This is a genomic window from Microbacterium sp. 11MF (assembly GCF_000383475.1).
Lineage (GTDB): Bacteria > Actinomycetota > Actinomycetes > Actinomycetales > Microbacteriaceae > Microbacterium > Microbacterium aquilitoris.
Genome location: NZ_KB911459.1, coordinates 1,212,920 through 1,233,696, shown reverse-complemented (window position 1 = coordinate 1,233,696; position 20,777 = coordinate 1,212,920). Strand labels below are relative to the sequence as shown.

Below are 20,777 nucleotides of genomic sequence, written 5' to 3'. Positions count from 1 at the left end.
TCACCAGTGTAATGACACTTAGGTCATGACGAATCGATCTCGCCCCTGAGGACAGCAGATGACTCGCACGATGTCCGTCCGGTCTTCCGCGCTTCCGGCGCGCGGCACGGTGCCGCCGAGCGGGCTGGTCCTGGCCGTCGTCAGCGCGCTGACGTTCTCGGTCAGCGGTCCCATCGCCAAGCCGCTGCTCGAGGGCGGGTGGTCGCTCGCGGCCGTGCTCGCCATCCGGATGGGGGTGGCCGGCCTCGTGCTCTCGCCCGCGCTCATCCGGACGCTCGTCCGACGGCGCGACTTCCTCCGCGTGCACTGGCTCTCGCTCGTCGCCTTCGGGCTGATCCCCGTGGTCGGCTGCCAGATCTTCTACTTCTCCGCCCTGCAGCGGATGCCGGTGGGCATCGCCCTGCTGATCCAGTACCTCGCGCCCGTCATGCTCGTCCTCTTCGTGTGGGCGCGGACCCGCCGTGCTCCCTCGCGCGTCGTGATCGTGGGTTCCGTCGTCGCGATGACCGGCCTCGTCCTCGTGGTGGACATCGCCGGCGCGCGTTTCGACCTGCTGGGCACCGTGTTCGCGCTCCTCGCAGCGGTGTGCGCCTGCGTCTACTTCGTGATGAGCGAGCGGACCGGCGACGATCTGCCGCCGCTGTCGCTCGCCGCGGGCGGGCTGCTCATCGGCACGGTGACGATCCTGCTGCTCGCGGCCGTCGGCATCCTGCCCCTCTCGGCGTCGGCCGCTGCCGTGGACGTGCTGGGGGCGACCGTCTCGCCGCTCGTCCCGCTCGTGCTCGTGGGACTGTGCACCGCGACCGGGTACGCGCTCGGCATCATGGCCGTTCCCCGTATCGGGTCGCGGTTGGCGTCGTTCGTCGGGCTCTCGGAGGTGCTGTTCGCGCTGAGCTTCGCTTGGCTGCTGCTGGGGGAGGCGCCGGCAGGCGTGCAGTTCGCGGGCGGTGCGCTCATCCTCGCGGGCGTGATCCTCGTCCGCCTCGAGGAGCGCGCGCCCGCGGATGTCAGTTCCCCCGCCGAGCCGCTGCCAGGAGAGGTCGCACCCGGTATCCGATGACCTCGCCCATCGCGAGCGACGTCTCGGTGCGTTCGACGCCGTCGATCGCGAGGATGCGAGCGTCGATGTCGAAGAGGTGCTGCGTGTCACGCGCTGCGACGCGGACCAGGAGGTCGACCGGTCCGCTCATGCCGTGGCACTGCACGACCTCGGGAATCTCCTGCAACTCCGCCGTGATGCGCGGCAGATCCGCCTGACGCACCTGCACGTGAAGGATCGCGTCGATCGCGTATCCGAGCGCGGCGGGGGACATGGCCCGTTCGTAGGAGAGGAAGACACCGGAGCGTTCGAGCTTCGCCATGCGCGCCTGAACGGTGTTCCGCGAGAGCCCCAAGCGCTCCGCGAGCGCGACCACAGTGGCCCGGTGATCTTCGGCGAGGGCGTTCAACAGCTCGAGATCCACGTGGTCGAGGGCGCTCATAGTGCCACACCATAGCAGGGGCCACGTCGGCTGCTTACGCATCCTGCTCAATGTTCCGCTCGATGCTTGAGCGAGGTGCGATGTCGGCTTAGTGTCGCATCATCCGGCGACGAAGCCGGTGTTCTGCGCCGGTCGCCCGTCCACAAGACGCGCGTCCGCGATCAGAGAGGGACGATGATGACCGACACTCTGACCCCCGCCGCCGCACTGGCGAGCGATACCGAGGATGTGGCCCGCCTGCTCGACCACGAGGGGTGCCGCGTGCGCGACGAGCGGCTGGACCCGTGGGCCGCCGACGTCGATGCCCCCATGCTCCGCCAGGTGTACCGCGACATGTTCCTCTCACGCCGGCTCGACGCCGAGGGCGTCGCCCTTCAGAGGCAAGGGCATCTGGGCCTGTGGGCGCCGGCGCAGGGTCAGGAGGCCGTCCAGGTCGGTACCGCGTGGGCGTGCCACGACGACGACTTCCTCTTCCCGAGCTACCGCGAGATCGGCATCGAGGTCGTCCGCGGCGTGCAGCCGAAGGACTTCGTGATGGTCTGGCACGGTGCGCAGCACGCGAGCTGGAACCCGTTCGACGTGCACGTCGCGAACCCGCAGATCATCATCGGGGCGCAGAGCCTGCACGCCGTCGGCTACGCCATGGGCATCCAGCGCGACGGCGGCGACCAGGTCGCGGTGGCCTACTTCGGGGACGGGGCGACGAGTCAGGGCGATGTCAACGAGGCGATGATCTTCGCGGCCTCGTACGGCGTCCCCGTCGTCTTCGTCTGCTCCAACAACCAGTGGGCGATCTCCGAGCCCGTGCAGTTGCAGTCGCGGACGCCGATCTCCCACCGCGCGCCGGGCTTCGGCATCCCGAGCCTGCGTGTCGACGGCAACGACGTCCTCGCCTGCATCGCCGCGATGCGCTGGGCCGCCGACCACGCCCGCAGCGGCCGCGGTCCCGCCTACCTCGAGGCCGTCACCTACCGCGTCGGCCCCCACACGACCTCGGACGATCCGACCCGCTACCGCGACGCCGACGAGGTAGCGCACTGGAAGGCCCGCGATCCGCTGGCCCGCGTCGAGTCGTACCTGCGCTCGCTCGGTGCGTTCGACGACGCCTTCGCCCAGACGTTGACCGCGGATGCCGACCGTTTCACCGCGGCGATGCGCAGCGCCGTCGTGGGTGCCGGGGCTCCCGAGCCCCTGCGGGTGTTCGACCAGGTGTACGCCGAACCGCACAGCGGGCTCGACGAGCAGCGCGCCCGCTTCGCCGTATACCTCGACGGCTTCTCGGGCGGAGCCGCACGATGACCGAGATGACGATGGGCAAAGCCCTCACCGCCGCCATGCGCCGCGCGCTCGCCGACGACGACAAGACCCTCGTCATGGGGGAGGACATCGGCCGCCTCGGAGGTGTGTTCCGCATCACGGACGGTCTGCAGTCCGAATTCGGTCCGCGCCGGGTCGTCGACACCCCGCTCGCCGAGTCGGGGATCGTCGGGACCGCCGTCGGGCTCGCATTCCGCGGGTTCCGCCCGATCGTGGAGATCCAGTTCGACGGCTTCGTCTACCCCGCCTTCGACCAGATCGTCAGTCAGGTCGCGAAGCTCCACTACCGGACGCAGGGCCGCGTGAAGATGCCGATCACGATCCGCATCCCGTGGGCGGGCGGTGTCGGCGCGGCCGAGCATCACTCCGAGTCGCCCGAGGCGTACTTCGTTCACACGGCCGGCCTCCGCGTCGTCGCGGTGTCGAACCCGCAGGACGCGTACACGATGCTCCGTCAGGCGATCGCGAGCGACGACCCCGTCGTGTTCTTCGAACCGAAGCGGCTATACCACGCCAAGGGCGAGGTCGACCTCGACGCCGACATCGCCGACGCCGCCCCGATGGGCCTCGCGCGGGTGGTCCGCGAAGGCACGGACGTCACCGTCGTGACCTATGGCGCCCAGGTGACGACGGCGCTGGATGCCGCGCTCGCCGCCGAGGACGAGGGGATCTCCCTCGAGGTCATCGACCTCCGTTCGCTGTCGCCCGTGGACTACGGCACGGTCGCGGCATCCGTCCGCCGGACCGGGCGGGTCGTGGTCACGCACGAGGCGGCCCGTGAGGCGGGCGTCGGCGCGGAGGTGATCGCGAGCATCACCGAGAAGTGCTTCCACTACCTCGAAGCGCCGCCGCTGCGGGTGACGGGCCATGACATCCCCTATCCGCCGGCGAAGCTCGAGCAGCATCACCTGCCCGACCTCGACCGCATCCTGGATGCCGTCGACCGGGTGCTGGGCCGCCCCTCGGGCGTTCCGGAGGTGACCGCGTGATCACCGAGTTCCGTCTTCCCGACCTCGGCGAGGGACTGCGCGAAGCAGAGATCGTGCAGTGGCACGTCGCCCCCGGCGACGAGGTCGCTCTCAATCAGACGATCGCCGAGGTCGAGACCGCCAAGGCGGTCGTCGAGTTGCCGTCGCCGTTCGCCGGCACGGTCTCCGCCATCCACCACGCCGAGGGGGATGTCGTCCCGGTCGGCGAGGTGCTGATCGCGTTCGACATCGCCGGGGCAGTCGATGCACCTGAGCCGAAGCGCGAGCCGAACCTCGTCGGCTACGGGGCCGCGCCGCGTAGCGACGCGCGTCCGCAGCGGCGGGCGCGGGCAGGGGCCGGCGGAGAGGCCGTCGACCTGGCCGTCCGCGAAGCGGCCCCGCACGACGCGATCGAGACCGCCCCTGCCGAGCGCGAGCCGCGCGAGCGTCCCCGGTCCACCCCGCCGGTGCGCAAACTCGCCCGTGACCTCGGGGTCGATCTCGATCTCGTGGCGGCGCAGGGAGTCGACGGCATCATCACGCGCGAGGACGTGGAGTCCTATGCGGCACGGAACCCCGCGGAGTCTGCGGCGGTGGCCCCGGCACCCGCCGCCCCTGTCGCGCCGATGGCGACCTCGCCCGTGGATGAGCGGATCCCGATCCGCGGCGTCCGCAAGCACACCGCCGACGCGATGGTGCGCTCCGCGTTCACGGCCCCGCACGCGGCGACGTTCCTGACGGTCGACGTGACGGCATCCGTCGATTTCGTGGCGGGACTGCGCGCCGACCGGCGCTACGCCGACGCCCGCATCGGGATCATGGCCGTCGCCGCGAAGGCCGTATGCCTGGCCCTTCGCCGGACCCCCGAGCTCAACGCGACCTGGGACGACGCGGCGGGTGAGATCGTCCGCTTCGGGCGGGTGAACCTCGGCATCGCTGCGGCGACGGACCGCGGGCTCGTCGTGCCGTCGGTGAAGGACGCCGGTGCCCTGTCGCTCGTGGACCTCGCCCAGTCGATCCGCGCCCTCGCCGACACGGCGCGGGCGGGCAAGACGACGCCGGCCGATCTCGCCGGCGGGACCTTCTCGATCACGAATTACGGGGTGTTCGGTGTGGATGCCGGGACCCCCATCCTCGTGCCGGGGGAGGCCGGCATCCTCGGCCTCGGTGCTGTGCAGCGCCGGCCGTGGGAGCACGAGGGAGGCGTCGCGCTGCGCGATGTCATGACACTGAGTCTGTCGTTCGACCACCGGCTGGTGGACGGGGCCGAAGCGGCCCGGTTCCTCACCGACGTGGCCGACGTGTTGCGTGAGCCGGGAAGGGCGATGGTGTTCGCATGAGTCTGCCGATGACGGGATACGACCTCACGGAGGAGCAGGTCGAGCTGGCCGGGCTCGTCCGCTCGTTCGCCGACGAGGTGGTCGCGCCGGTCTCGTACGAGGCCGACCGCACCAAGACCCTGCCGATGGACGTCGTCGCGCAGATGGGCGACATGGGGCTGTTCGGACTGCCGTTCCCCGACGAGGTCGGCGGCCAGGGCGGCGACTACGTCACGCTCGGGCTCGCGATCGAGGCGCTCGCGCGTGTGGATCAGTCGATCGCCATCACGCTTGAAGCGGGGGTGAGCCTGGGCGCCATGCCGATCTTCCGCTTCGGAACCGACGTGCAGCGCGAGGAATACCTGCCCGACCTGCTGGCCGGACGTGCGCTCGCCGGCTTCGGGCTGACGGAACCGGAGGCGGGATCGGATGCCGGGGCGACCCGCACGACCGCACGCCTCGACGCGGGCGACTGGGTGATCGATGGCGCGAAGCAGTTCATCACCAACTCGGGCACCTCCATCACCCGCTTCGTGACGGTCACCGCGGTCACGAGCGAGCCGGGCGCGGAGACGCGCGAGATCTCGACGATCATCGTCCCGCACGGCACGCCGGGGTTCACCGTCGGGCCCGCGTACGACAAGGTCGGCTGGCACGCGAGCGACACGCATCCGCTCGTCTTCACGGGCGCGCGGGTGCCGGAGGAGAATCTGCTCGGCCAGCGCGGGCGCGGGTTCGCGAACTTCCTCCACATCCTCGACGAGGGCCGCATCGCGATCGCGGCGCTCGCCACGGGGGCGGCGGAGGGATGCCTCGAGGCGGCCGTCGACTACGCGAAGAGCCGTGTCGTGTTCGGCGAGACGCTGGGAACGCGCCAGAGCATCCAGTTCATGCTCGCGCGCATGCAGCAGCGCGTCCACGTGTCGCGTCTCGCCTGGCTGCACGCGGCACGCCTGCGCGACGCGGGGCGCCCGTTCAAGACCGAGGCGGCCATCGCGAAGCTCACCTCGAGCGATGCGGCGATGGACAACGCTCGCGACGCGACGCAGATCTTCGGCGGCAACGGGTTCATCAACGAGTACCCCGTCGCGCGGCACTTCCGTGACTCGAAGATCCTGGAGGTGGGGGAGGGGACGACCGAGGTGCAGCTGCTCCTCATCGCCCGATCGCTCGGCCTCGCCTGAGCCCGGCGAACGTGTCAGACGGGTAGTGCTGACGAGGTCAGGAGCGACAGCCAGTCGTCCTCCACCCGGAAGGTGTGCGCGGAGCCGTTGGCGAGCTTGTGGCCCGGCTCGGGGTACTCGCCCGAGGTCGCGTGGGAGATCACGGTGCGAATGAGCGCGCCGTGGGCCACCGCGATGACGTGCGGCTCGTCGGGTGCGACCAGCGCGCGGGCATCGGCGACCGCTTCCTCGATCCCGCGCAGTGCTCGGGTCGTGACCTCCGGCCAGGGCTCGGCGCCCGGGACCTCCGCGGTCGCCCAGGGCCCCCAGCGGTCGAAGAACTCGGTGTCGGTGAGTCCTTCGGCATCCCCGTAGCCGCGCTCCTGAAGTGCGGGGTATGTACGCGGTTCGGACAGGTCGAGGATGCCGGCGATGATGCGCGCGGTCTCGTTTGCCCGGGACAGGTCGCTCGAGACGATGACGGTGGGCGTCGACCGGTCGAGTGCATCCGCGAGGGCGACCCCCGCGGCGCGGGCCTGCTCCCGGCCGGTGTCGTTCAGGGGGATGTCGGTCGACCCCTGAATCCGGCGGGCGCGGTTCCAGTCGGTCTCGCCGTGGCGCACGAGGGTGAGAAGGGTCACCGGACGAGCCTACGACGAGGCGGCAGCCTCACCGGCCGGCGAGCTCACGCCCGAGGACCGTGAGCACCTCGGAGGTCCCGGCGTCGATCTTGACGGTTGCGCGCGTGTCGCCGCGCGTCTCGCCGCGGTTGACGATCACGATGGGCAGCCGCCGGCGGCGGGCGCGGTCGAGGAGCCGGATGCCGGAGTTCACGACCAGGGAGGATCCGGCGATCAGCAGCGCCGTACTCGAGCGGACGAGCTGCTCGGCTTCGCGGAACTTCTCGAGCGGGATGTACTCGCCGAAGAACACGACCTCGGGCTTCAGCATCCCGCCGCAGACGGAGCAGTCGGGGACGACGAAGCCGTCGCTCGCAGCGGGCAGGACGTCGCCGTCGGGACCGAGCTCGACGTTCTCGGGCACCGTGATCCAGGGGTTGTCGCGCTCGATCCGCACGGCCAGGTCGCGGCGGTCGAAGACCTGGCCGCAGTGCAGGCACGACACGCGCCGCATCGTGCCGTGGAGTTCGACCACGCGCCGGCTGCCGGCGCGCACGTGCAGGCCGTCGACGTTCTGCGTGATGACGCCCGACGCGATGCCGGCGTGCTCGAGCGCCGCCAGGGCCCGGTGTCCCTCGTTGGGGGCTGCGGCGGCGAACGTCCGCCACCCGAGGTGGCTGCCGACCCAGTAGCGCCGCCGCGACGAGTCGTCGGCGAGGAACTGCTGAGCAGTCATGGGGGTCCGGACAGGAGCGCCCTTGCCGCGGTAGTCCGGGATGCCCGAATCCGTCGAGACACCGGCGCCCGTGAGAACGGCGACGCGGTGCCCGGCGAGCGCGTCGGCCGCGCGTTCCACGGCAGCCGTCGTCTCGGCATCCAGGTCCAGCACGCTCATGGCCCTCCTCAGGGGATCGAGCCTACGCCGTCGTCGTTTCGCGGAGGTCACCACGGCCCGTGACAGCCCGCCCATGACAGCCCGCCCATGACAGCATGGGGCCATGACGACGATCCGCATCGACAATCCGTCGGATCCGCGTCTGTCGGACTACCGGGGACTCACCGACACGGCGCTGCGCCGGATCGCCGAGCCCGAGGGCGGCCTCTACATCGCCGAATCGGCGAAGGTGATCTCCCGCGCGGTGGGTGCCGGGCATCGACCCAGGTCCGTGCTCGTGCAGGAGAAATGGATCGACGACGTCGCGGTTCTCGCCGGTGACGCGCCCGTCTACGTCGTCCCCGACACCGTCGCGGAACAGGTGACCGGGTTCGCGGTCCACAGAGGAGCGCTCGCCGCCATGCATAGGCCGGTGCAGCCCGATCCCGCGCAGCTCCTCGAGCACTCCCGGACGGTCGTCGTCCTCGAGGACATCGTCGACCACACCAACGTCGGGGCCGCCTTCCGGGCCGCCGCCGCGCTGGGCGCCGACGCCGTCCTCGTCTCGCCCCGGTGCGGAGACCCGCTCTACCGTCGTAGCGTCCGGGTCAGCATGGGTACGGTCTTCCAGGTGCCGTGGGCGCGCCTTCCCGAGTGGGATGCCACCGCGCCCCTGTTCGCGGCCGCGGGAATGCACCTGGCGGCGATGGCGCTGGCGGACGACGCCGTGTCGCTCGACGAGTTCGCCGCAGTCCGGCCCGAGAAGCTCGCGATCCTCATGGGGTCCGAGGGGGAGGGTCTGTCCGCCTCAGCGCTCGCGATGGCCGATTCGATCGTCACCATCCCGATGGGGGGCGGTGTCGATTCGCTCAACGTCGCGTCGGCGGCTGCGGTCGCGCTGTGGGCACTGCGCTGAGCTCAGTCGCCGGAGTGCGTCGACGAGAACGGCAGCGCGTCGGGGCGCTTGGCCGTGACGTTGTCTCCCGAAGACTGGTGGCGCAGGCGTCGCAGCACCCACGGGACGAAGTGCGCCCGCGCCCACACGAGATCGTTCGCCCGGGCCGCCCGCCACGTGGTCGGTGGCAGGGCCTCGGGCGACATCGGCTGCAGGTCGTTCGGCACGTTGAGCGCGCGGAGCACCATGCGTGCGACCTCGTGATGTCCGAGGGAGTTGTAGTGCAGGCGGTCGTCGTCGAAGAAGCGCATGTCCTGCACCTCTTTCAAGGCCCACTGGTCGGCCACGATGCAGTCGTAGCGGTCGGCGATCGCCCGGATGTTCTCGTTGTAGATCGCGACGCGACCGCGGATGCCGCGGAAGACCGGCGTGAACTCGGTGTCGATCGCGGTGAAGACCAGCAGTGTCGCGCCCTGCGATGAGAGGCGGGCGACGGCATCCTCGAACAGCTCCGCGACGGCATCCGGATCGCCCTGCGGACGGATCACGTCGTTGCCGCCGGCGGAGAGGGTGATGAGGTCGGGCTTCAGCGCGAGGGCGGGCTCGATCTGAGCGTCGACGATCTGGCGGATGAGCTTGCCGCGGATAGCGAGGTTCGCGTAGGCGAAGTCGTCGACCTGCGAGGCCAGCACGGCTGCGACGCGGTCGGCCCAACCGCGGTGCTCACCCGGGCGATCGGGGTAGGGGTCGCCGATGCCTTCGGTGAAGGAGTCTCCGATCGAGACCATGCGCCGCCAGGGGTGGGCGGTCGCGTTCGGTATGTACGGCGACCGGTTCTCATCCGGGGCCTGGTCGTTCTCGCGCATGGCACCTCCGCATCGAGGCTACCCGCCGGATGCCGCCGGTCCCGATCGACGACCGGTGTCCCTGGGCGCGATTAGGGTGGATCGACGTGACGAGCGAGATGACGAGCGAAGAGGGGGCGGCCTCGGACGAGCCCCACTTCGGGAGTTTCGCCGCCGAGCACCTCTCTCCCGCCTTCCCGCAGCGCGCGCCGTGGGGCACAGCGCAAAACCTCCGTGCCTGGCAGGCCGAGGCCCTCGAGCGTTACTTCGAGATGGACGGACCCGACGGGATCGGCGGGGGCCCGCGCGACTTCCTCGCCGCCGCGACCCCCGGCGCCGGCAAGACGACCTTCGCCCTCCGCCTCGCGAGCGAGCTGTTGCGGCGGCGGATCATCGACCGAATCATCGTCGTCGCCCCGACCGAGCACCTGAAGACCCAGTGGGCGGATGCCGCGGCCCGTGTCTCCATCCGCCTCGACCCGCGGTTCAGCAACAAGCACTTCTCGCCGGCGCGGCACTACCACGGGGTCGCCGTCACCTACGCGCAGGTCGCGGTGAAGGCATCCGTCCACGAGCGACTCGTCCTCGACTCCCGCGCCCTGGTGATCCTCGACGAAGTCCACCACGGCGGCGACGCGCTCAGCTGGGGCGACGCGCTCCGCGAGGCGTACGGCCGCGCGACGCGCCGCCTCCTGCTGTCGGGCACCCCGTTCCGCAGCGACACCGCGCCCATCCCGTTCGTCGAGTACCACCCGAACGACAAGGGCATCCGCCTGTCGCGGACGGACTACAACTACGGCTACGGCCGGGCGCTCGCCGACGGCGTCGTGCGTCCCGTGCTCTTCCACGTCTACGCCGGGCAGATGAAGTGGCGGACGAAGGCGGGCGACGAATACGAAGCCCACCTCGGCCAGGACAACACGAAGGACATCAACTCCCAGGCGTGGCGGACAGCGCTCAACCCCGAGGGGGAGTGGATCTCGGCGGTCCTGCGTTCGGCCGACCGCCGTCTCACCGAGGTTCGCCAGGACGTGCCGGATGCCGGGGGCCTGGTCATCGCGACGGATCAGACGGCCGCGCGCGCCTACGCCGCGATCCTCCGCGACATCACGGGGGAGCCGACCACGGTCGTCCTCTCGGACGACAAGGCCGCGTCGGGGCGCATCGAGACCTTCGGGCAGTCGACGACGCGGTGGATGGTCGCGGTCCGCATGGTGTCAGAGGGCGTCGACGTGCCGCGGCTCGCGGTCGGCGTCTACGCGACCAGTGCGTCGACACCGCTCTTCTTCGCGCAGGCCATCGGGCGCTTCGTCCGCGCGCGACGTCGCGGCGAAGCGGCATCCGTGTTCCTCCCCAACGTCCCCCAGCTGCTCGCCCTCGCGAACGAGATGGAGCGTGAGCGCGACCATGCGCTCGATCGCGAGGAGAGCGACGACGACGGCCTCGAGGACTCGCTGCTCGAAGAGGCGGAGCGCGAGGACAAGGCATCCGACTCGCTCGTCGAGGAGGGCAGCTACCAGGCGCTCGGATCGACGGCGCATTTCGATCGGGTGCTCTACGACGGCAAGGAGTTCGGTCAGCTGGCTGTTCCGGGGACGCTCGAGGAGGAGGAGTTCCTCGGGATCCCCGGGCTCCTCGAGCCCGAGCACGTGCACGAGCTGCTGATGCAGCGGCAGTCGCGGCAGACCCGTCACCGCCACGCGCGGGAGGCGCAGGAGAAGACGACGGCCGACGCGACCGGCGAGCCGGAGAACACGCTGCCCCCGGCCCTCCATCGCACGCTCCGCGAACAGCGGCAGCTGCTCAACAGTCTCGTCGGGCTGTACGCCCGGCAGAGCGGCGAACCGCACGGCGCCGTGCATGCCGAGCTCCGACGGATCTGCGGCGGCCCCGAGGTTGCCCGCGCGACGGTCGCACAGCTGCAGGCGCGCATCGAGGTCCTGCGCAAGCGCGTCCACTCCTGACCCCTTCGGATCCCCGAAATGCTGGCAGTTCCGGCTTTCGGGCGGTTCCCGCGCTTCGTCGTGGCTACCGTGAAAGGGACATGAGCACGATGAACGCGACGCCCCTGCCCGACGCCACCCCCCGAGATCGCCGGCGGTGGGCCGCCTACCTCTCGGACGAACGTGCCGAAGCGCGCGTGTACCGCGAGCTCGCCGCCCGGAAGTCGGGGGAGGAGCGCGAGATCCTCGACGCGCTCGCCGACGCGGAGGGGCGCCACGAAGCCCACTGGTTGGGCCTCCTCGGCGGGGAGCCCGCGCGGCTCCCGCGGGCGTCCATCCGGACGCGACTGCTGGCGACGATGGCCCGCCGGTTCGGGTCGATCTTCGTCCTGGCGCTCGCCCAGAACGCCGAGAACCGCTCGCCGTACGACGACGACCCCCATGCCACCCCGGCGATGCGTGCGGACGAGAAGATCCACGGCGAAGTCGTCCGTGGCCTCGCCGCGCGGGGCCGCATGCGGCTGTCGGGCACCTTCCGCGCCGCCGTCTTCGGCGCCAATGACGGTCTGGTCTCCAACCTCGCTCTCGTGATGGGCATCGGGGCCACGGGCGTCGCGCCGCAGTTCGTCCTCTTCAGCGGCATCGCGGGTCTGCTGGCCGGCGCGCTGTCGATGGCCGCGGGGGAGTTCGTCTCGGTCCGGTCACAGCGGGAGCTCATCGAGGCGACGCATCCGAACAACGACACCGACCACGTCCTCCCCGATCTCGACCTCGACGCGAACGAACTCGCTCTCGTCTACCGGACGCGAGGACTCGACGAGGAAGAGGCGTTGGATCGGGCGCGACAGGTCGTCGCCACGGCACAGGCGAGCGACCGTGCCGTCCCCTACCGCCGCGCCGCCGAGCCGCCTGCCGACCTCGAGTCCGTCGGCTCCGCCTTCGGGGCAGCGGCCTCCAGCTTCGCGTTCTTCGCCTCGGGCGCGGTCATTCCGGTCCTGCCGTGGATCTTCGGGCTCTCCGGCCTCGCGGCCGTAACCCTGGCACTCGCCCTGGTGGGCCTGGCGCTGCTCCTGACCGGGGCGACGGTCGGTCTGCTCTCGGGTGCACCGCCCCTTCGTCGGGGACTGCGTCAGCTGGCGATCGGTTTCGGTGCGGCGGCGATCACGTACCTGCTGGGTCTCCTGTTCGGCGTGTCCGCCGCGTAGGCGGCCGGAAAGTCGGGCCGATTATCCGCACTGCCGAGAACGTGCTAATGTCGATCCTCGGTTGCGAAACCGAAATCCCGGAGGAAACAAAGGGAAAAAACTCTGCGCGGGTGGCGGAATAGGTAGACGCGCTAGCTTGAGGTGCTAGTGCCCGAATAGGGCGTGGGGGTTCAAGTCCCCCCTCGCGCACAGAGGAAGAAATGGGTCCCGAAAGGGGCCCATTTCTCGTTTCGGATCGGTGCGGTGTCGCTGACGAGGCACCTCTCCCCTGTGAGGGGGAGAGGCGTCATCCCCGTGGGGGAGGCGTTCTCGAGCGCCGTGCCCTGGACTGTGGACATGGACCGCGATCCCGCCCTGCCCGCTCTCACGACCATCGACCGCGAACGTGCGTCGGTGGTGTCGGTGAGGCGGCTGACGAAGCGGTACGGACGGCGCACGGCGCTCGACGACGTCGACCTCGAGATCTCCCGAGGAACGGTCGTCGGCATACTCGGGCCCAATGGTGCCGGCAAGTCGACTCTGCTGGAGACCGTCGCCGGCTTGCGGGCATCGACATCGGGGGAGGTCTCCGTCCTCGGCGTGGATCCTCGACGGGAGCGACGTCAGACCACCCGGCGGGTGTCGGTGCAACCGCAGTCAGCCAGCGTGTTCGGATACCTGTCCGTCCGAGAGACGGTCAGGTTGTACGCCTCGTTCCACTCGTCCCATCGGGACGTTGCGCAGGTGATCGCCGACCTGGGCCTCTCGGAGCAGGTCGATGTCCGCGCACGCGACCTCTCGGGCGGTCAGCTGCGACGCCTGCTGCTCGCGGTCGCCATCATCGGCATTCCCGAGATCGTCATCCTCGATGAGCCGTCCGCCGGGCTCGATCCCGAGGCGAGGAAGCACCTGCTGGAGCTCATCCGATCGCTTGCCCGGGACGGCACCACCATCATCTTCTCCACGCACGACATGGCCGAGGCCGCCCAGATCTGCGATCGAGTCGTCATCGTCGTCGCCGGACGGATCCGGGCAGATGGGCCGCCCGCAGAACTCATCGACGGCGGGAGATCGACGCTGACCTTCGACGTCGTGAGCGAGGAAGCTCTGAGTCGCACACGATCGGTGCTCCCTGCCGACACCGTGACGTGGTCCCAGGATGCTCGAGGATTCCACGTCAGCCACGCGACAGCCGACCCGGATGGGGCGTTGGAGTTGTTGACGCGGGATCGTCAGATTCGCGGCCGGTCCTATCGCGTCGTGAGTCCCACGCTGGAAGATCTCTACCTGTCGATCGTCCGGGATGCCCGTGAGATCGACGAAGGGCGCGACGGCGATGCCTGACACCGCGAGATACGAGCCGCGCTCTGCGTTCGTGGAGCTGGCGACGGCGAGCGCCAAGGACCTCTACCGGGACCGAAAAGGCGCGTTCTCGATCCTGTTCACCTTCTTCTTCTTCTTCCTGCTGATCATCGGGCTCAACTTCGTGGTCAACGTCGGCGGCCGAGCGGATCCGGTGGTCGTGATCGACAGCGCCGTGCCGCAGAGTGCTCCGATCGCCCGCGAACTGGAGTCGGCCGGCATCATGATGGCCGAAGAGGAGGAAGCCTCGGCCAACGTCACGATCGCCGCGGCGCGCAACGGTGTCGCCATCGTCCTGGACGCCGAGGCGGACCCGCAATGGCTGGCGGTGGCGGCGGCCGTGGAGCGCACCGGGACTGCCTACTCGGTGACGGACACCGACGGTGAGGTGTGGATCGACCTGCTCCGGGCGAACCTCGCTGCGTTGTCGTGCATCGGGCTGCTGGCCATCACCTTCATCGGAACGTCCGTTCCGCTCACGAGGATGCGCGAGAACGGCACCCTCCGTCTCCTCGGAACCACGCCCGCCACCAAGTTCACCTTCATCGCCGCCCTCACCCCCTCGCGCCTGATCTTCGCGCTGTTCGTCATCGTGACGATCCACGCGACCTCGATGATCCTGGGATACTCGCAGCTCTGGCAGCTCTTCCGCCTCCTGTTCACGATGCTGCTCGGCGTCGCCATGTTCTTCGCGCTCGCCTATCTGCTCGCGTCTCGGACGCGGCGCGCGGAGACGGTGAACAATCTCGCCGCCGTGCTGCCGGTGATGGCGATCTTCGCTTCGGGGTCCGTTCTGCCCTCCCACCTCATACCCGAGCCGGTGACGTGGGTGCTCAACTGTCTGCCCACCACCTGGTACATGCGCGCCGCCGCAGCCGACCTCGCGGGTGACACGACCAGCGCAGGGCTCCTGTTCCTCTACTGGGGGCTGATGCTCGTGACGACGCTCGCCGCCGGCATCCTGGCGGCTCGGCTGTTCGTCTGGGACGACCGCGAACGGTGAGCATGACGCGGCGCGCGGTGCGCCGCGGGTAGCGTGGGGCGCATGTCCGCTCCCGACGATCTGCCCGAGGTCGCGCGCGTCGCCCGCGATCTGATCCGCTTCGACACGACGAACTACGGCGAAGGACGCGCGAACGGCGAGCGCGAGGCCGCCGAGTACGTCGGCGCGTACCTCGAGTCGTTGGGGCTGGTCCCCGAGTACTACGAGCCGATCCCGCGGCGCACGAATGTCGTCGCACGGGTGCCGGGACGCGATCCCGACAAGCCTGCGCTCGTCCTGCACGGACACCTCGACGTCGTTCCCGCCGTCGCGGCCGACTGGAGCGTCGATCCCTTCGAGGGTGTCGTGAAGGACGGGATGCTGTGGGGCCGCGGCGCCGTCGACATGAAGGACATGGACGCCATGATCCTCACCTCGGTCGCCGAGCTGCTCAGGGCGGGGGAGAGGCCCGAGCGGGACCTCATCCTCGCTTTCTTCGCCGATGAGGAGAACGGCGGCGTCGAAGGCTCCCAGCTGGTCGTCCGCGACCGCGCCGAATGGTTCGCCGGCGCGACCGAGGCGATCAGCGAGGTCGGCGGCTACTCGATCGCCGTGGGTGACGAGCGCGCCTACCTGCTGCAGGTCGGCGAGAAGGCGCTCATCTGGATCCGGCTCCACGCCACGGGGCAGGCCGGGCACGGCAGTCGCCACCACCCCGACAACGCGGTGACCCGGCTCGCCGAGGCGGTCGCCGCACTCGGGCGCACCGGGTGGCCGATCGAACTGACCTCGACGACGCGTCAGCTCGTCGGATCGCTCGCCGACCTCTCGGGGACCCTGGCCGACGATCCCGACGCCGTCGCCGACACGGCGGGCGCGGCATCCGCCTTCCTGCGCTCGACCTTCCGGACGACCACCAACCCGACCGGTCTGACCGCCGGGTACAAGCACAACGTGATCCCGGATGCCGCGACCGCCGCGATCGACATCCGCACCCTGCCGGGGCACGAGGACGAGGTCCTCGCGCAGGTGCAGCGGATCGTCGGCGACGACATCCGCATCGAGGTCGTCCACCGCGACATCGGACTCGAGGTGCCGTTCGCCGGAGACCTCGTCGACGCGATGGTCGGCGCGCTGGGGCGCCATGATCCCGGAATCCCGGTCATCCCGTACCTTATGGGGGGAGGGACCGACAACAAGGCCCTCGCCGAGCTCGGCATCGCCGGGTTCGGGTTCGCGCCGCTGCGACTGCCCGCCGACCTCGACTTCACCGGGATGTTCCACGGTGTCGACGAACGCGTCCCGATCGACGCCCTCGTCTTCGGGCAGCGTGTGCTCACCGATCTGATCCGCACGTACTGAAAGGCCCCCATGTCGATACTCGACGCCATCATCCTGGGTATCGTCCAGGGCCTGACAGAGTTCCTCCCGATCTCCTCGAGCGCGCATCTGCGCATCGTGGGGGAGTTCCTCCCCAACGCGCAGGACCCTGGTGCGACGTTCACCGCCATCACGCAGATCGGCACCGAGCTCGCGGTCCTGGTCTACTTCTGGAACCGCATCGTGCGGATCGTCGCCGCATGGGCGAAGTCGCTCACCGGGCGTGTGCCGCGCAACGATCCCGACGCCCGTATGGGATGGATCGTCATCATCGGCACGATCCCGATCGGCGTGCTCGGCTTCCTCTTCCAGGACGTCATCCGCGACACCTTCCGGAACCTCTGGCTCGTGGCGACCGTCCTGATCGTCTTCGGCATCATCCTCGGCATCGCCGACGCGCTCGGAAAGCGCGTCCGCACCGAGAAGGACCTCACGATCGGGCACGGGCTCACTCTCGGCGTCGCGCAGTCGTTGGCCCTCGTCCCCGGCGTCTCGCGCTCCGGGGCCACCACGACGGCCGCGCTCGCCATGGGGTACACGCGTCCCGCCGCCGCCGAGGTCGCGTTCCTGCTCGCCGTCCCCGCCGTCTTCGGCAGCGGGCTGTACGAGCTCCTGCAGGCGATCCGCGAGCCCGGTCAGTCGCCGTTCACCCTCGGCGAGACCGCGATCGCAACGGTGGTCTCGTTCGGCGTCGGCCTCGTGGTCATCGCCTACCTGATGCGCTACCTCAAGCGCGGCAGCTTCCTGCCGTTCGTGCTCTACCGGGTCGTCCTCGGCGTCGTGCTGCTCATCCTGCTCGCCTTCGGCGTCCTGCAGGCCTACTGAGCGGGGCCGGTCACCGGCGCGGGTCGTCCTTCGGCCCGCGCGGGCCGTCGCCCCGCCGGCGGAGGTAGCGCTCGAATTCCTGCGCGATCGCGTCGCCGGATGCCTCGGGGGAGTCCCAGGCGTCGCGCGCGGTCTCGAGTTGGCGGATGTACTCCGTCATCTCCTCGTCGTCCGCGGCGGCGGCATCGACCGACGCCTCCCACGCGAGGGCCTCCGCGGGCAGCGCGCCGCGGGCGATCGTGGCGCCCGTGATCTCCTCGAGTTTGTCGAGGAGCGCCAGCGTCGCCTTGGGGGACGGGGTGTGCCCGGCGACGTAGTGGGGGATGCTCGCCCAGAGCCCGGCCGTCGGGATGCCGGCCGCCTCGCCGGCGGCGGCGAGAGCCGAAAGGATGCCGACGGGGCCTTCGTAGGTCGATCGCTCCAGCCCGAGCGACGAGCGGAGCTCCTCGTTCTCGGAACCGGCGAACACGGAGATCGGCCGGGTGTGGGGGACGTCGCTCATCATGGAACCGAGAGCGACGATGCCGGTGATGTCCTCGCGGAGGGCCGCGTCGATGAACTCGGCGGAGAACGCCTGCCACGCGCGGGCGGGCTCCGTGCCGGTGAGGAGCCACAGGTCGGGACCGTCCTCGCGGGGTGTCGCCGGACGCCAGAGCGTCGCGTCGGGCCAGACCAGGCGACGGGCGCCGTCGGCATCCACCTGCATCTGCGGCCGCGTGTACTGGTAGTCGAAGTACAGCTCCGGGTCGACGCCGAACACCTTCTCGAACGTGCCGGAGGTCCGCAGCTGCGAGGCCGCAGCGGTGGCCGCCTCTCCGGCGTCGTTCCAGCCGTCGACGGCGATCACGAGCACCCGCTGTCCCAGTCCCTGCACGGACGTCCTCTCTGTCGGTACCCCCACGATACGCCGCTGCCCCCGAGGCGGGCGGATGCGCTCGCGTAGCATTGACCGGTGATCTCCCCCCTTCCCGCCGCGGTCCTCTGGGACATGGACGGCACCCTCGTCGACACCGAGCCGTACTGGATGGCTGCCGAGACCCCGCTCGTCGAACGCTTCGGCGGCACCTGGACCCATGACGACGGACTGGGGATGGTGGGACTCGGGCTCGAGGACGCGGCCCGCATCCTCCAGGGCGCCGGCGTGCGCATGGAGGTCGACGAGATCGTCGCCCACCTCACCGAGGAGGTCATGCGCCAGCTCCGCGAGGAGGGTGTCCCCTTCCGGCCGGGCGCCCGCGAACTGCTGCGCGACCTGCGGGACGCCGGCATCCCGACCGCTCTCGTCACGATGTCGATGAGCCGGATGGCGCGGGTCATCACCGACCTCATCGACTTCGACGCGTTCGACGTCGTCATCGGCGGCGACGACGTCGCCCGCCCCAAGCCTCACCCGGACCCGTACCTGCAGGCGTGCGAGGCGCTCGGCGTGGACCCTGCCGACACCGTCGCGTTCGAGGACTCGATCACCGGGACGCGCTCGGCGATAGCCGCGGGCACGGCGACCGTCGGCATCCCGCACATGGTCCCGCTCGACGAGGTCGGTGCCCACGTCCTGTGGCCGACCCTCGAGGGACGAACGGTGGCGGATGTCGCCGACCTCCTCGCACAGGTGCGTCAGGGGGTCCGCGCATGAGCGCCGACCTGCGGCCGAGTGGCCCGTTCCGCCTCGGTGACCGTGTGCAGCTGACGGGGCCCAAGGGACGTCTCCACACCGTCACCCTCCGCGAGGGCGGCGAGCTGCACACCCACCACGGCGTGCTCCGGCACGAGGCGATCATCGGGCAGCCCGACGGCTCTGTCGTCGCCAACAGCGGGAGCCACGAATACCTCGCGCTCCGCCCGCTGCTGCGCGACTTCGTGATGTCGATGCCCCGCGGCGCCGCCATCGTGTACCCGAAGGATGCCGCGCAGATCCTCGCCTCCGCCGACATCTTCCCGGGCGCCACCGTCGTCGAGGCCGGCGTCGGGTCGGGCGCCCTCTCGATGTGGCTCCTCCGGGCGATCGGTCCGTCCGGGCGGCTCCTGTCGTTCGAGCGGCGAGAGGAGTTCTCGGAGGTCGCCGAGGCGAACGTCGAGACGTTCTTCGGCCACTACCCCGAGTCGTGGCGGGTCGTCGTGGGCGATCTCGCCGAGCAGCTCCCGCAGGTGACCGAGCCCGGCAGCGTCGACCGCGTCGTCCTCGACATGCTCGCGCCGTGGGAGTGCATCGACGTCGTCGCCGACGCACTCACGCCCGGCGGCGTGGTCCTCTGCTACATCGCGACCGCGACGCAGCTGAGCCGCGTCGCGGAGTACATCCGCCACTCGGGATTGTTCACCGAGCCCGAGGCGACCGAGACGATGGTGCGCGGGTGGCACGTCGAGGGGCTCGCGGTCCGACCCGATCACCGGATGGTCGCTCACACCGGGTTCCTGCTCACGGCACGGCGCCTCGCCCCCGGAGCGATGCCGCCCGACGTCCGCAAGCGCGCCCTCAAGAAGCCGTCGTACGCGGATGAGGATGTCGAGGCGTGGACGCCGGGCGCCGTGGGGGATCGTGAGATCACCGACAAGAACCTCCGCAAGCGCGTGCGCGATGCGCAGCGCGCGGCGGGCGGTGCCCGTCAGGCCGCCGAGGATCGCTCCGGCGAGACCGTAGACTGAACGAATGCGTCAGATCCCCGCTGCCGTGGCCGTACTCGGCCTGACTGCCCTGGCCCTCGTCGGGTGCGCCCCGTCCGGACCCTCCGACAGCGGTTGCGAGCGTGTCACCGCGCCCGCATCGTCGCTCGATCTCGTCGATGTGACGGGTGCCGAAGGCTTGCCGACGGCGTCGACGACCGATCCGGTCTACGTGTCGAAGACCGCGTACACCGACCTCGCCACGGGCAAGGGCACTCCGATCACGTCGGGGACGCAGGATCTGCAGATCGGGATCACGGTGCTGAACGGTCAGACCGGTCAGACGCTCGTGTCGGCGCCGACCAAGCTGGTCGCGCTGAACGTCCTCGAGCAGTCGTTCCCCACGATCGGCAAGGCGCTCGACTGCGCGCGGCCCGGTGCCCGCATCGTCGCGGCGATGCCCGCGAAGGACATCAACCCGACGTTCGTGCAGCAGGCCGGGCTGTCCGAGAGCGCGTCGGCCGTCCTGGTCATCGACGTGAACACCGTCCTCCTGCCGGCGGCCAACGGGGTCCCGCAGTACGTCGACGGTGCCAACGTGCCGACCGTGGTCCTCGCGCCCGACGGCACGCCGGGGATCATCGTCCCCGACGCCGCGCCGCCGAAGGGTCTGGTCATCAAGACCCTCAAGAAGGGCGACGGTGAGAAGATCACCGCCGACTCCCGCGCCCGGCTGCAGTACACGGGTGTCGCCTGGAACACCGGAGAGGTGTTCGATTCGACGTGGCAGAACGGCGAAGCCGTGACGTTCGCGAAGGACCAGTTCTCCGAGGGCTTCGCGCGGGCAATCGAGGGTCAGACGGTCGGCTCGCAGGTGCTCGTGGTCGTTCCGTCCGACATGGCGAAGGTCCAAGGTCAGTCGGCGCAGAACGAGCCGCCGACGGGGACTCTCGTCTACGTGATCGACATCCTCGGGATCGACCCGACGACCGATTCCCCGACCGCGACACAGTGAGCT

The 20,777-nt window shown here is 70.2% G+C and carries 20 protein-coding genes and 1 tRNA gene; 16 read left to right on the top strand and 5 right to left on the bottom strand.

What is annotated here, in order from left to right:
- Positions 1-70 precede the first annotated feature (70 nt).
- A complete protein-coding gene (locus tag H286_RS0106145) occupies positions 71-1,060 on the top strand; it encodes an EamA family transporter (protein WP_231370898.1) in 990 nt (329 codons plus the stop codon).
- On the opposite strand, the gene H286_RS0106140 is transcribed toward H286_RS0106145, so the two are convergent.
- Positions 1,008-1,481, bottom strand: a complete 474-nt coding sequence (locus H286_RS0106140) for an Lrp/AsnC family transcriptional regulator (protein ID WP_018186544.1) — start codon at positions 1,479-1,481, stop codon at positions 1,008-1,010. The two genes, H286_RS0106145 and H286_RS0106140, sit on opposite strands and share 53 nt — an antisense overlap.
- Positions 1,482-1,658: 177 nt before the next feature.
- On the opposite strand from H286_RS0106140, the gene pdhA reads away from it, so the two are divergent.
- The 4 genes from pdhA to H286_RS0106120 are packed head-to-tail and all read left to right on the top strand — an operon-like array spanning position 1,659 to position 6,269.
- On the top strand, positions 1,659-2,780 hold the full coding sequence (gene pdhA / locus H286_RS0106135; protein WP_020097485.1) for a pyruvate dehydrogenase (acetyl-transferring) E1 component subunit alpha: 1,122 nt from the start codon (positions 1,659-1,661) through the stop codon (positions 2,778-2,780).
- Positions 2,777-3,787, top strand: a complete 1,011-nt coding sequence (locus H286_RS0106130) for an alpha-ketoacid dehydrogenase subunit beta (RefSeq protein ID WP_028497412.1) — start codon at positions 2,777-2,779, stop codon at positions 3,785-3,787. The genes pdhA and H286_RS0106130 overlap by 4 nt, the downstream gene beginning before the upstream one ends.
- On the top strand, positions 3,784-5,106 hold the full coding sequence (locus H286_RS0106125; protein ID WP_020097483.1) for a dihydrolipoamide acetyltransferase family protein: 1,323 nt from the start codon (positions 3,784-3,786) through the stop codon (positions 5,104-5,106). Before H286_RS0106130 ends, H286_RS0106125 begins: the two co-directional genes overlap by 4 nt.
- A gap of 8 nt (positions 5,107-5,114) precedes the next feature.
- The gene (locus H286_RS0106120; protein ID WP_020097482.1) at positions 5,115-6,269 is read left to right on the top strand and encodes an acyl-CoA dehydrogenase family protein; all 1,155 of its coding nucleotides are present in this window, start codon (positions 5,115-5,117) and stop codon (positions 6,267-6,269) included.
- Positions 6,270-6,283: 14 nt separating this feature from the next.
- On the opposite strand, the gene H286_RS0106115 is transcribed toward H286_RS0106120, so the two are convergent.
- Both H286_RS0106115 and H286_RS0106110 read right to left on the bottom strand, forming a co-directional pair.
- Positions 6,284-6,889, bottom strand: coding sequence for a histidine phosphatase family protein (locus tag H286_RS0106115; protein ID WP_020097481.1), 606 nt, complete (start codon positions 6,887-6,889; stop codon positions 6,284-6,286).
- 28 nt (positions 6,890-6,917) lie between these two features.
- A complete protein-coding gene (locus H286_RS0106110) occupies positions 6,918-7,763 on the bottom strand; it encodes a Sir2 family NAD-dependent protein deacetylase (RefSeq protein WP_020097480.1) in 846 nt (281 codons plus the stop codon).
- A gap of 103 nt (positions 7,764-7,866) precedes the next feature.
- Between H286_RS0106110 and H286_RS0106105 the strand changes: the two genes are divergently transcribed.
- On the top strand, positions 7,867-8,658 hold the full coding sequence (locus tag H286_RS0106105; protein ID WP_020097479.1) for a TrmH family RNA methyltransferase: 792 nt from the start codon (positions 7,867-7,869) through the stop codon (positions 8,656-8,658).
- A 2-nt stretch (positions 8,659-8,660) separates the two neighbouring features.
- Here the strand turns inward: H286_RS0106105 and H286_RS0106100 are convergent, their stop codons facing one another.
- The gene (locus H286_RS0106100; protein ID WP_018186552.1) at positions 8,661-9,503 is read right to left on the bottom strand and encodes an SGNH/GDSL hydrolase family protein; all 843 of its coding nucleotides are present in this window, start codon (positions 9,501-9,503) and stop codon (positions 8,661-8,663) included.
- Between the two features lie 98 nt (positions 9,504-9,601).
- Between H286_RS0106100 and H286_RS0106095 the strand changes: the two genes are divergently transcribed.
- From H286_RS0106095 to H286_RS0106065, 7 genes are all read left to right on the top strand, one after another.
- Positions 9,602-11,446: a DEAD/DEAH box helicase gene (locus H286_RS0106095; protein WP_028497410.1), complete on the top strand. Its 1,845-nt coding sequence runs from the start codon at positions 9,602-9,604 to the stop codon at positions 11,444-11,446.
- Between the two features lie 80 nt (positions 11,447-11,526).
- Positions 11,527-12,630 (top strand): VIT1/CCC1 transporter family protein, encoded by a 1,104-nt coding sequence (locus tag H286_RS0106090; RefSeq protein ID WP_020097477.1) that lies wholly within the window; start codon positions 11,527-11,529, stop codon positions 12,628-12,630.
- Positions 12,631-12,734: 104 nt separating this feature from the next.
- A tRNA-Leu gene (locus tag H286_RS0106085) sits at positions 12,735-12,819 on the top strand.
- A 147-nt stretch (positions 12,820-12,966) separates the two neighbouring features.
- Entirely contained in the window at positions 12,967-13,953 is a 987-nt protein-coding gene (locus tag H286_RS0106080) for an ABC transporter ATP-binding protein (RefSeq protein WP_020097476.1), read from the top strand.
- Positions 13,946-14,974 (top strand): ABC transporter permease, encoded by a 1,029-nt coding sequence (locus H286_RS0106075; RefSeq protein ID WP_231370897.1) that lies wholly within the window; start codon positions 13,946-13,948, stop codon positions 14,972-14,974. Before H286_RS0106080 ends, H286_RS0106075 begins: the two co-directional genes overlap by 8 nt.
- A gap of 42 nt (positions 14,975-15,016) precedes the next feature.
- A complete protein-coding gene (locus H286_RS0106070; RefSeq protein ID WP_020097474.1) occupies positions 15,017-16,315 on the top strand; it encodes a M20/M25/M40 family metallo-hydrolase in 1,299 nt (432 codons plus the stop codon).
- A 9-nt stretch (positions 16,316-16,324) separates the two neighbouring features.
- Positions 16,325-17,158, top strand: coding sequence for an undecaprenyl-diphosphate phosphatase (locus H286_RS0106065; RefSeq protein WP_018186558.1), 834 nt, complete (start codon positions 16,325-16,327; stop codon positions 17,156-17,158).
- A 10-nt stretch (positions 17,159-17,168) separates the two neighbouring features.
- Here the strand turns inward: H286_RS0106065 and H286_RS0106060 are convergent, their stop codons facing one another.
- The gene (locus tag H286_RS0106060) at positions 17,169-18,032 is read right to left on the bottom strand and encodes a PAC2 family protein (protein ID WP_028497409.1); all 864 of its coding nucleotides are present in this window, start codon (positions 18,030-18,032) and stop codon (positions 17,169-17,171) included.
- A 78-nt stretch (positions 18,033-18,110) separates the two neighbouring features.
- Between H286_RS0106060 and H286_RS0106055 the strand changes: the two genes are divergently transcribed.
- From H286_RS0106055 to H286_RS0106045, 3 genes are read left to right on the top strand one after another with little or no spacing between them, the layout of a single operon-like run.
- Positions 18,111-18,791 (top strand): HAD family hydrolase, encoded by a 681-nt coding sequence (locus H286_RS0106055; RefSeq protein WP_018186560.1) that lies wholly within the window; start codon positions 18,111-18,113, stop codon positions 18,789-18,791.
- Complete coding sequence (locus H286_RS0106050; protein ID WP_020097472.1) at positions 18,788-19,801, top strand: tRNA (adenine-N1)-methyltransferase; 1,014 nt, start codon at positions 18,788-18,790, stop codon at positions 19,799-19,801. Before H286_RS0106055 ends, H286_RS0106050 begins: the two co-directional genes overlap by 4 nt.
- A gap of 4 nt (positions 19,802-19,805) precedes the next feature.
- Complete coding sequence (locus H286_RS0106045) at positions 19,806-20,774, top strand: FKBP-type peptidyl-prolyl cis-trans isomerase (RefSeq protein ID WP_020097471.1); 969 nt, start codon at positions 19,806-19,808, stop codon at positions 20,772-20,774.
- Positions 20,775-20,777: the final 3 nt, after the last annotated feature.

Coding starts and splice junctions, on each gene's coding strand:
- H286_RS0106145 (WP_231370898.1), top strand. CDS start 71: ATGTCCGTCCGGTCTTCCGCGCTTCCGGCGCGCGGCACGGTGCCGCCG.
- H286_RS0106140 (WP_018186544.1), bottom strand. CDS start 1,481: ATGAGCGCCCTCGACCACGTGGATCTCGAGCTGTTGAACGCCCTCGCC.
- pdhA (WP_020097485.1), top strand. CDS start 1,659: ATGACCGACACTCTGACCCCCGCCGCCGCACTGGCGAGCGATACCGAG.
- H286_RS0106130 (WP_028497412.1), top strand. CDS start 2,777: ATGACCGAGATGACGATGGGCAAAGCCCTCACCGCCGCCATGCGCCGC.
- H286_RS0106120 (WP_020097482.1), top strand. CDS start 5,115: ATGACGGGATACGACCTCACGGAGGAGCAGGTCGAGCTGGCCGGGCTC.
- H286_RS0106110 (WP_020097480.1), bottom strand. CDS start 7,763: ATGAGCGTGCTGGACCTGGATGCCGAGACGACGGCTGCCGTGGAACGC.
- H286_RS0106105 (WP_020097479.1), top strand. CDS start 7,867: ATGACGACGATCCGCATCGACAATCCGTCGGATCCGCGTCTGTCGGAC.
- H286_RS0106100 (WP_018186552.1), bottom strand. CDS start 9,503: ATGCGCGAGAACGACCAGGCCCCGGATGAGAACCGGTCGCCGTACATA.
- H286_RS0106095 (WP_028497410.1), top strand. CDS start 9,602: ATGACGAGCGAAGAGGGGGCGGCCTCGGACGAGCCCCACTTCGGGAGT.
- H286_RS0106090 (WP_020097477.1), top strand. CDS start 11,527: ATGAGCACGATGAACGCGACGCCCCTGCCCGACGCCACCCCCCGAGAT.
- H286_RS0106080 (WP_020097476.1), top strand. CDS start 12,967: ATGGACCGCGATCCCGCCCTGCCCGCTCTCACGACCATCGACCGCGAA.
- H286_RS0106075 (WP_231370897.1), top strand. CDS start 13,946: ATGCCTGACACCGCGAGATACGAGCCGCGCTCTGCGTTCGTGGAGCTG.
- H286_RS0106070 (WP_020097474.1), top strand. CDS start 15,017: ATGTCCGCTCCCGACGATCTGCCCGAGGTCGCGCGCGTCGCCCGCGAT.
- H286_RS0106065 (WP_018186558.1), top strand. CDS start 16,325: ATGTCGATACTCGACGCCATCATCCTGGGTATCGTCCAGGGCCTGACA.
- H286_RS0106050 (WP_020097472.1), top strand. CDS start 18,788: ATGAGCGCCGACCTGCGGCCGAGTGGCCCGTTCCGCCTCGGTGACCGT.
- H286_RS0106045 (WP_020097471.1), top strand. CDS start 19,806: ATGCGTCAGATCCCCGCTGCCGTGGCCGTACTCGGCCTGACTGCCCTG.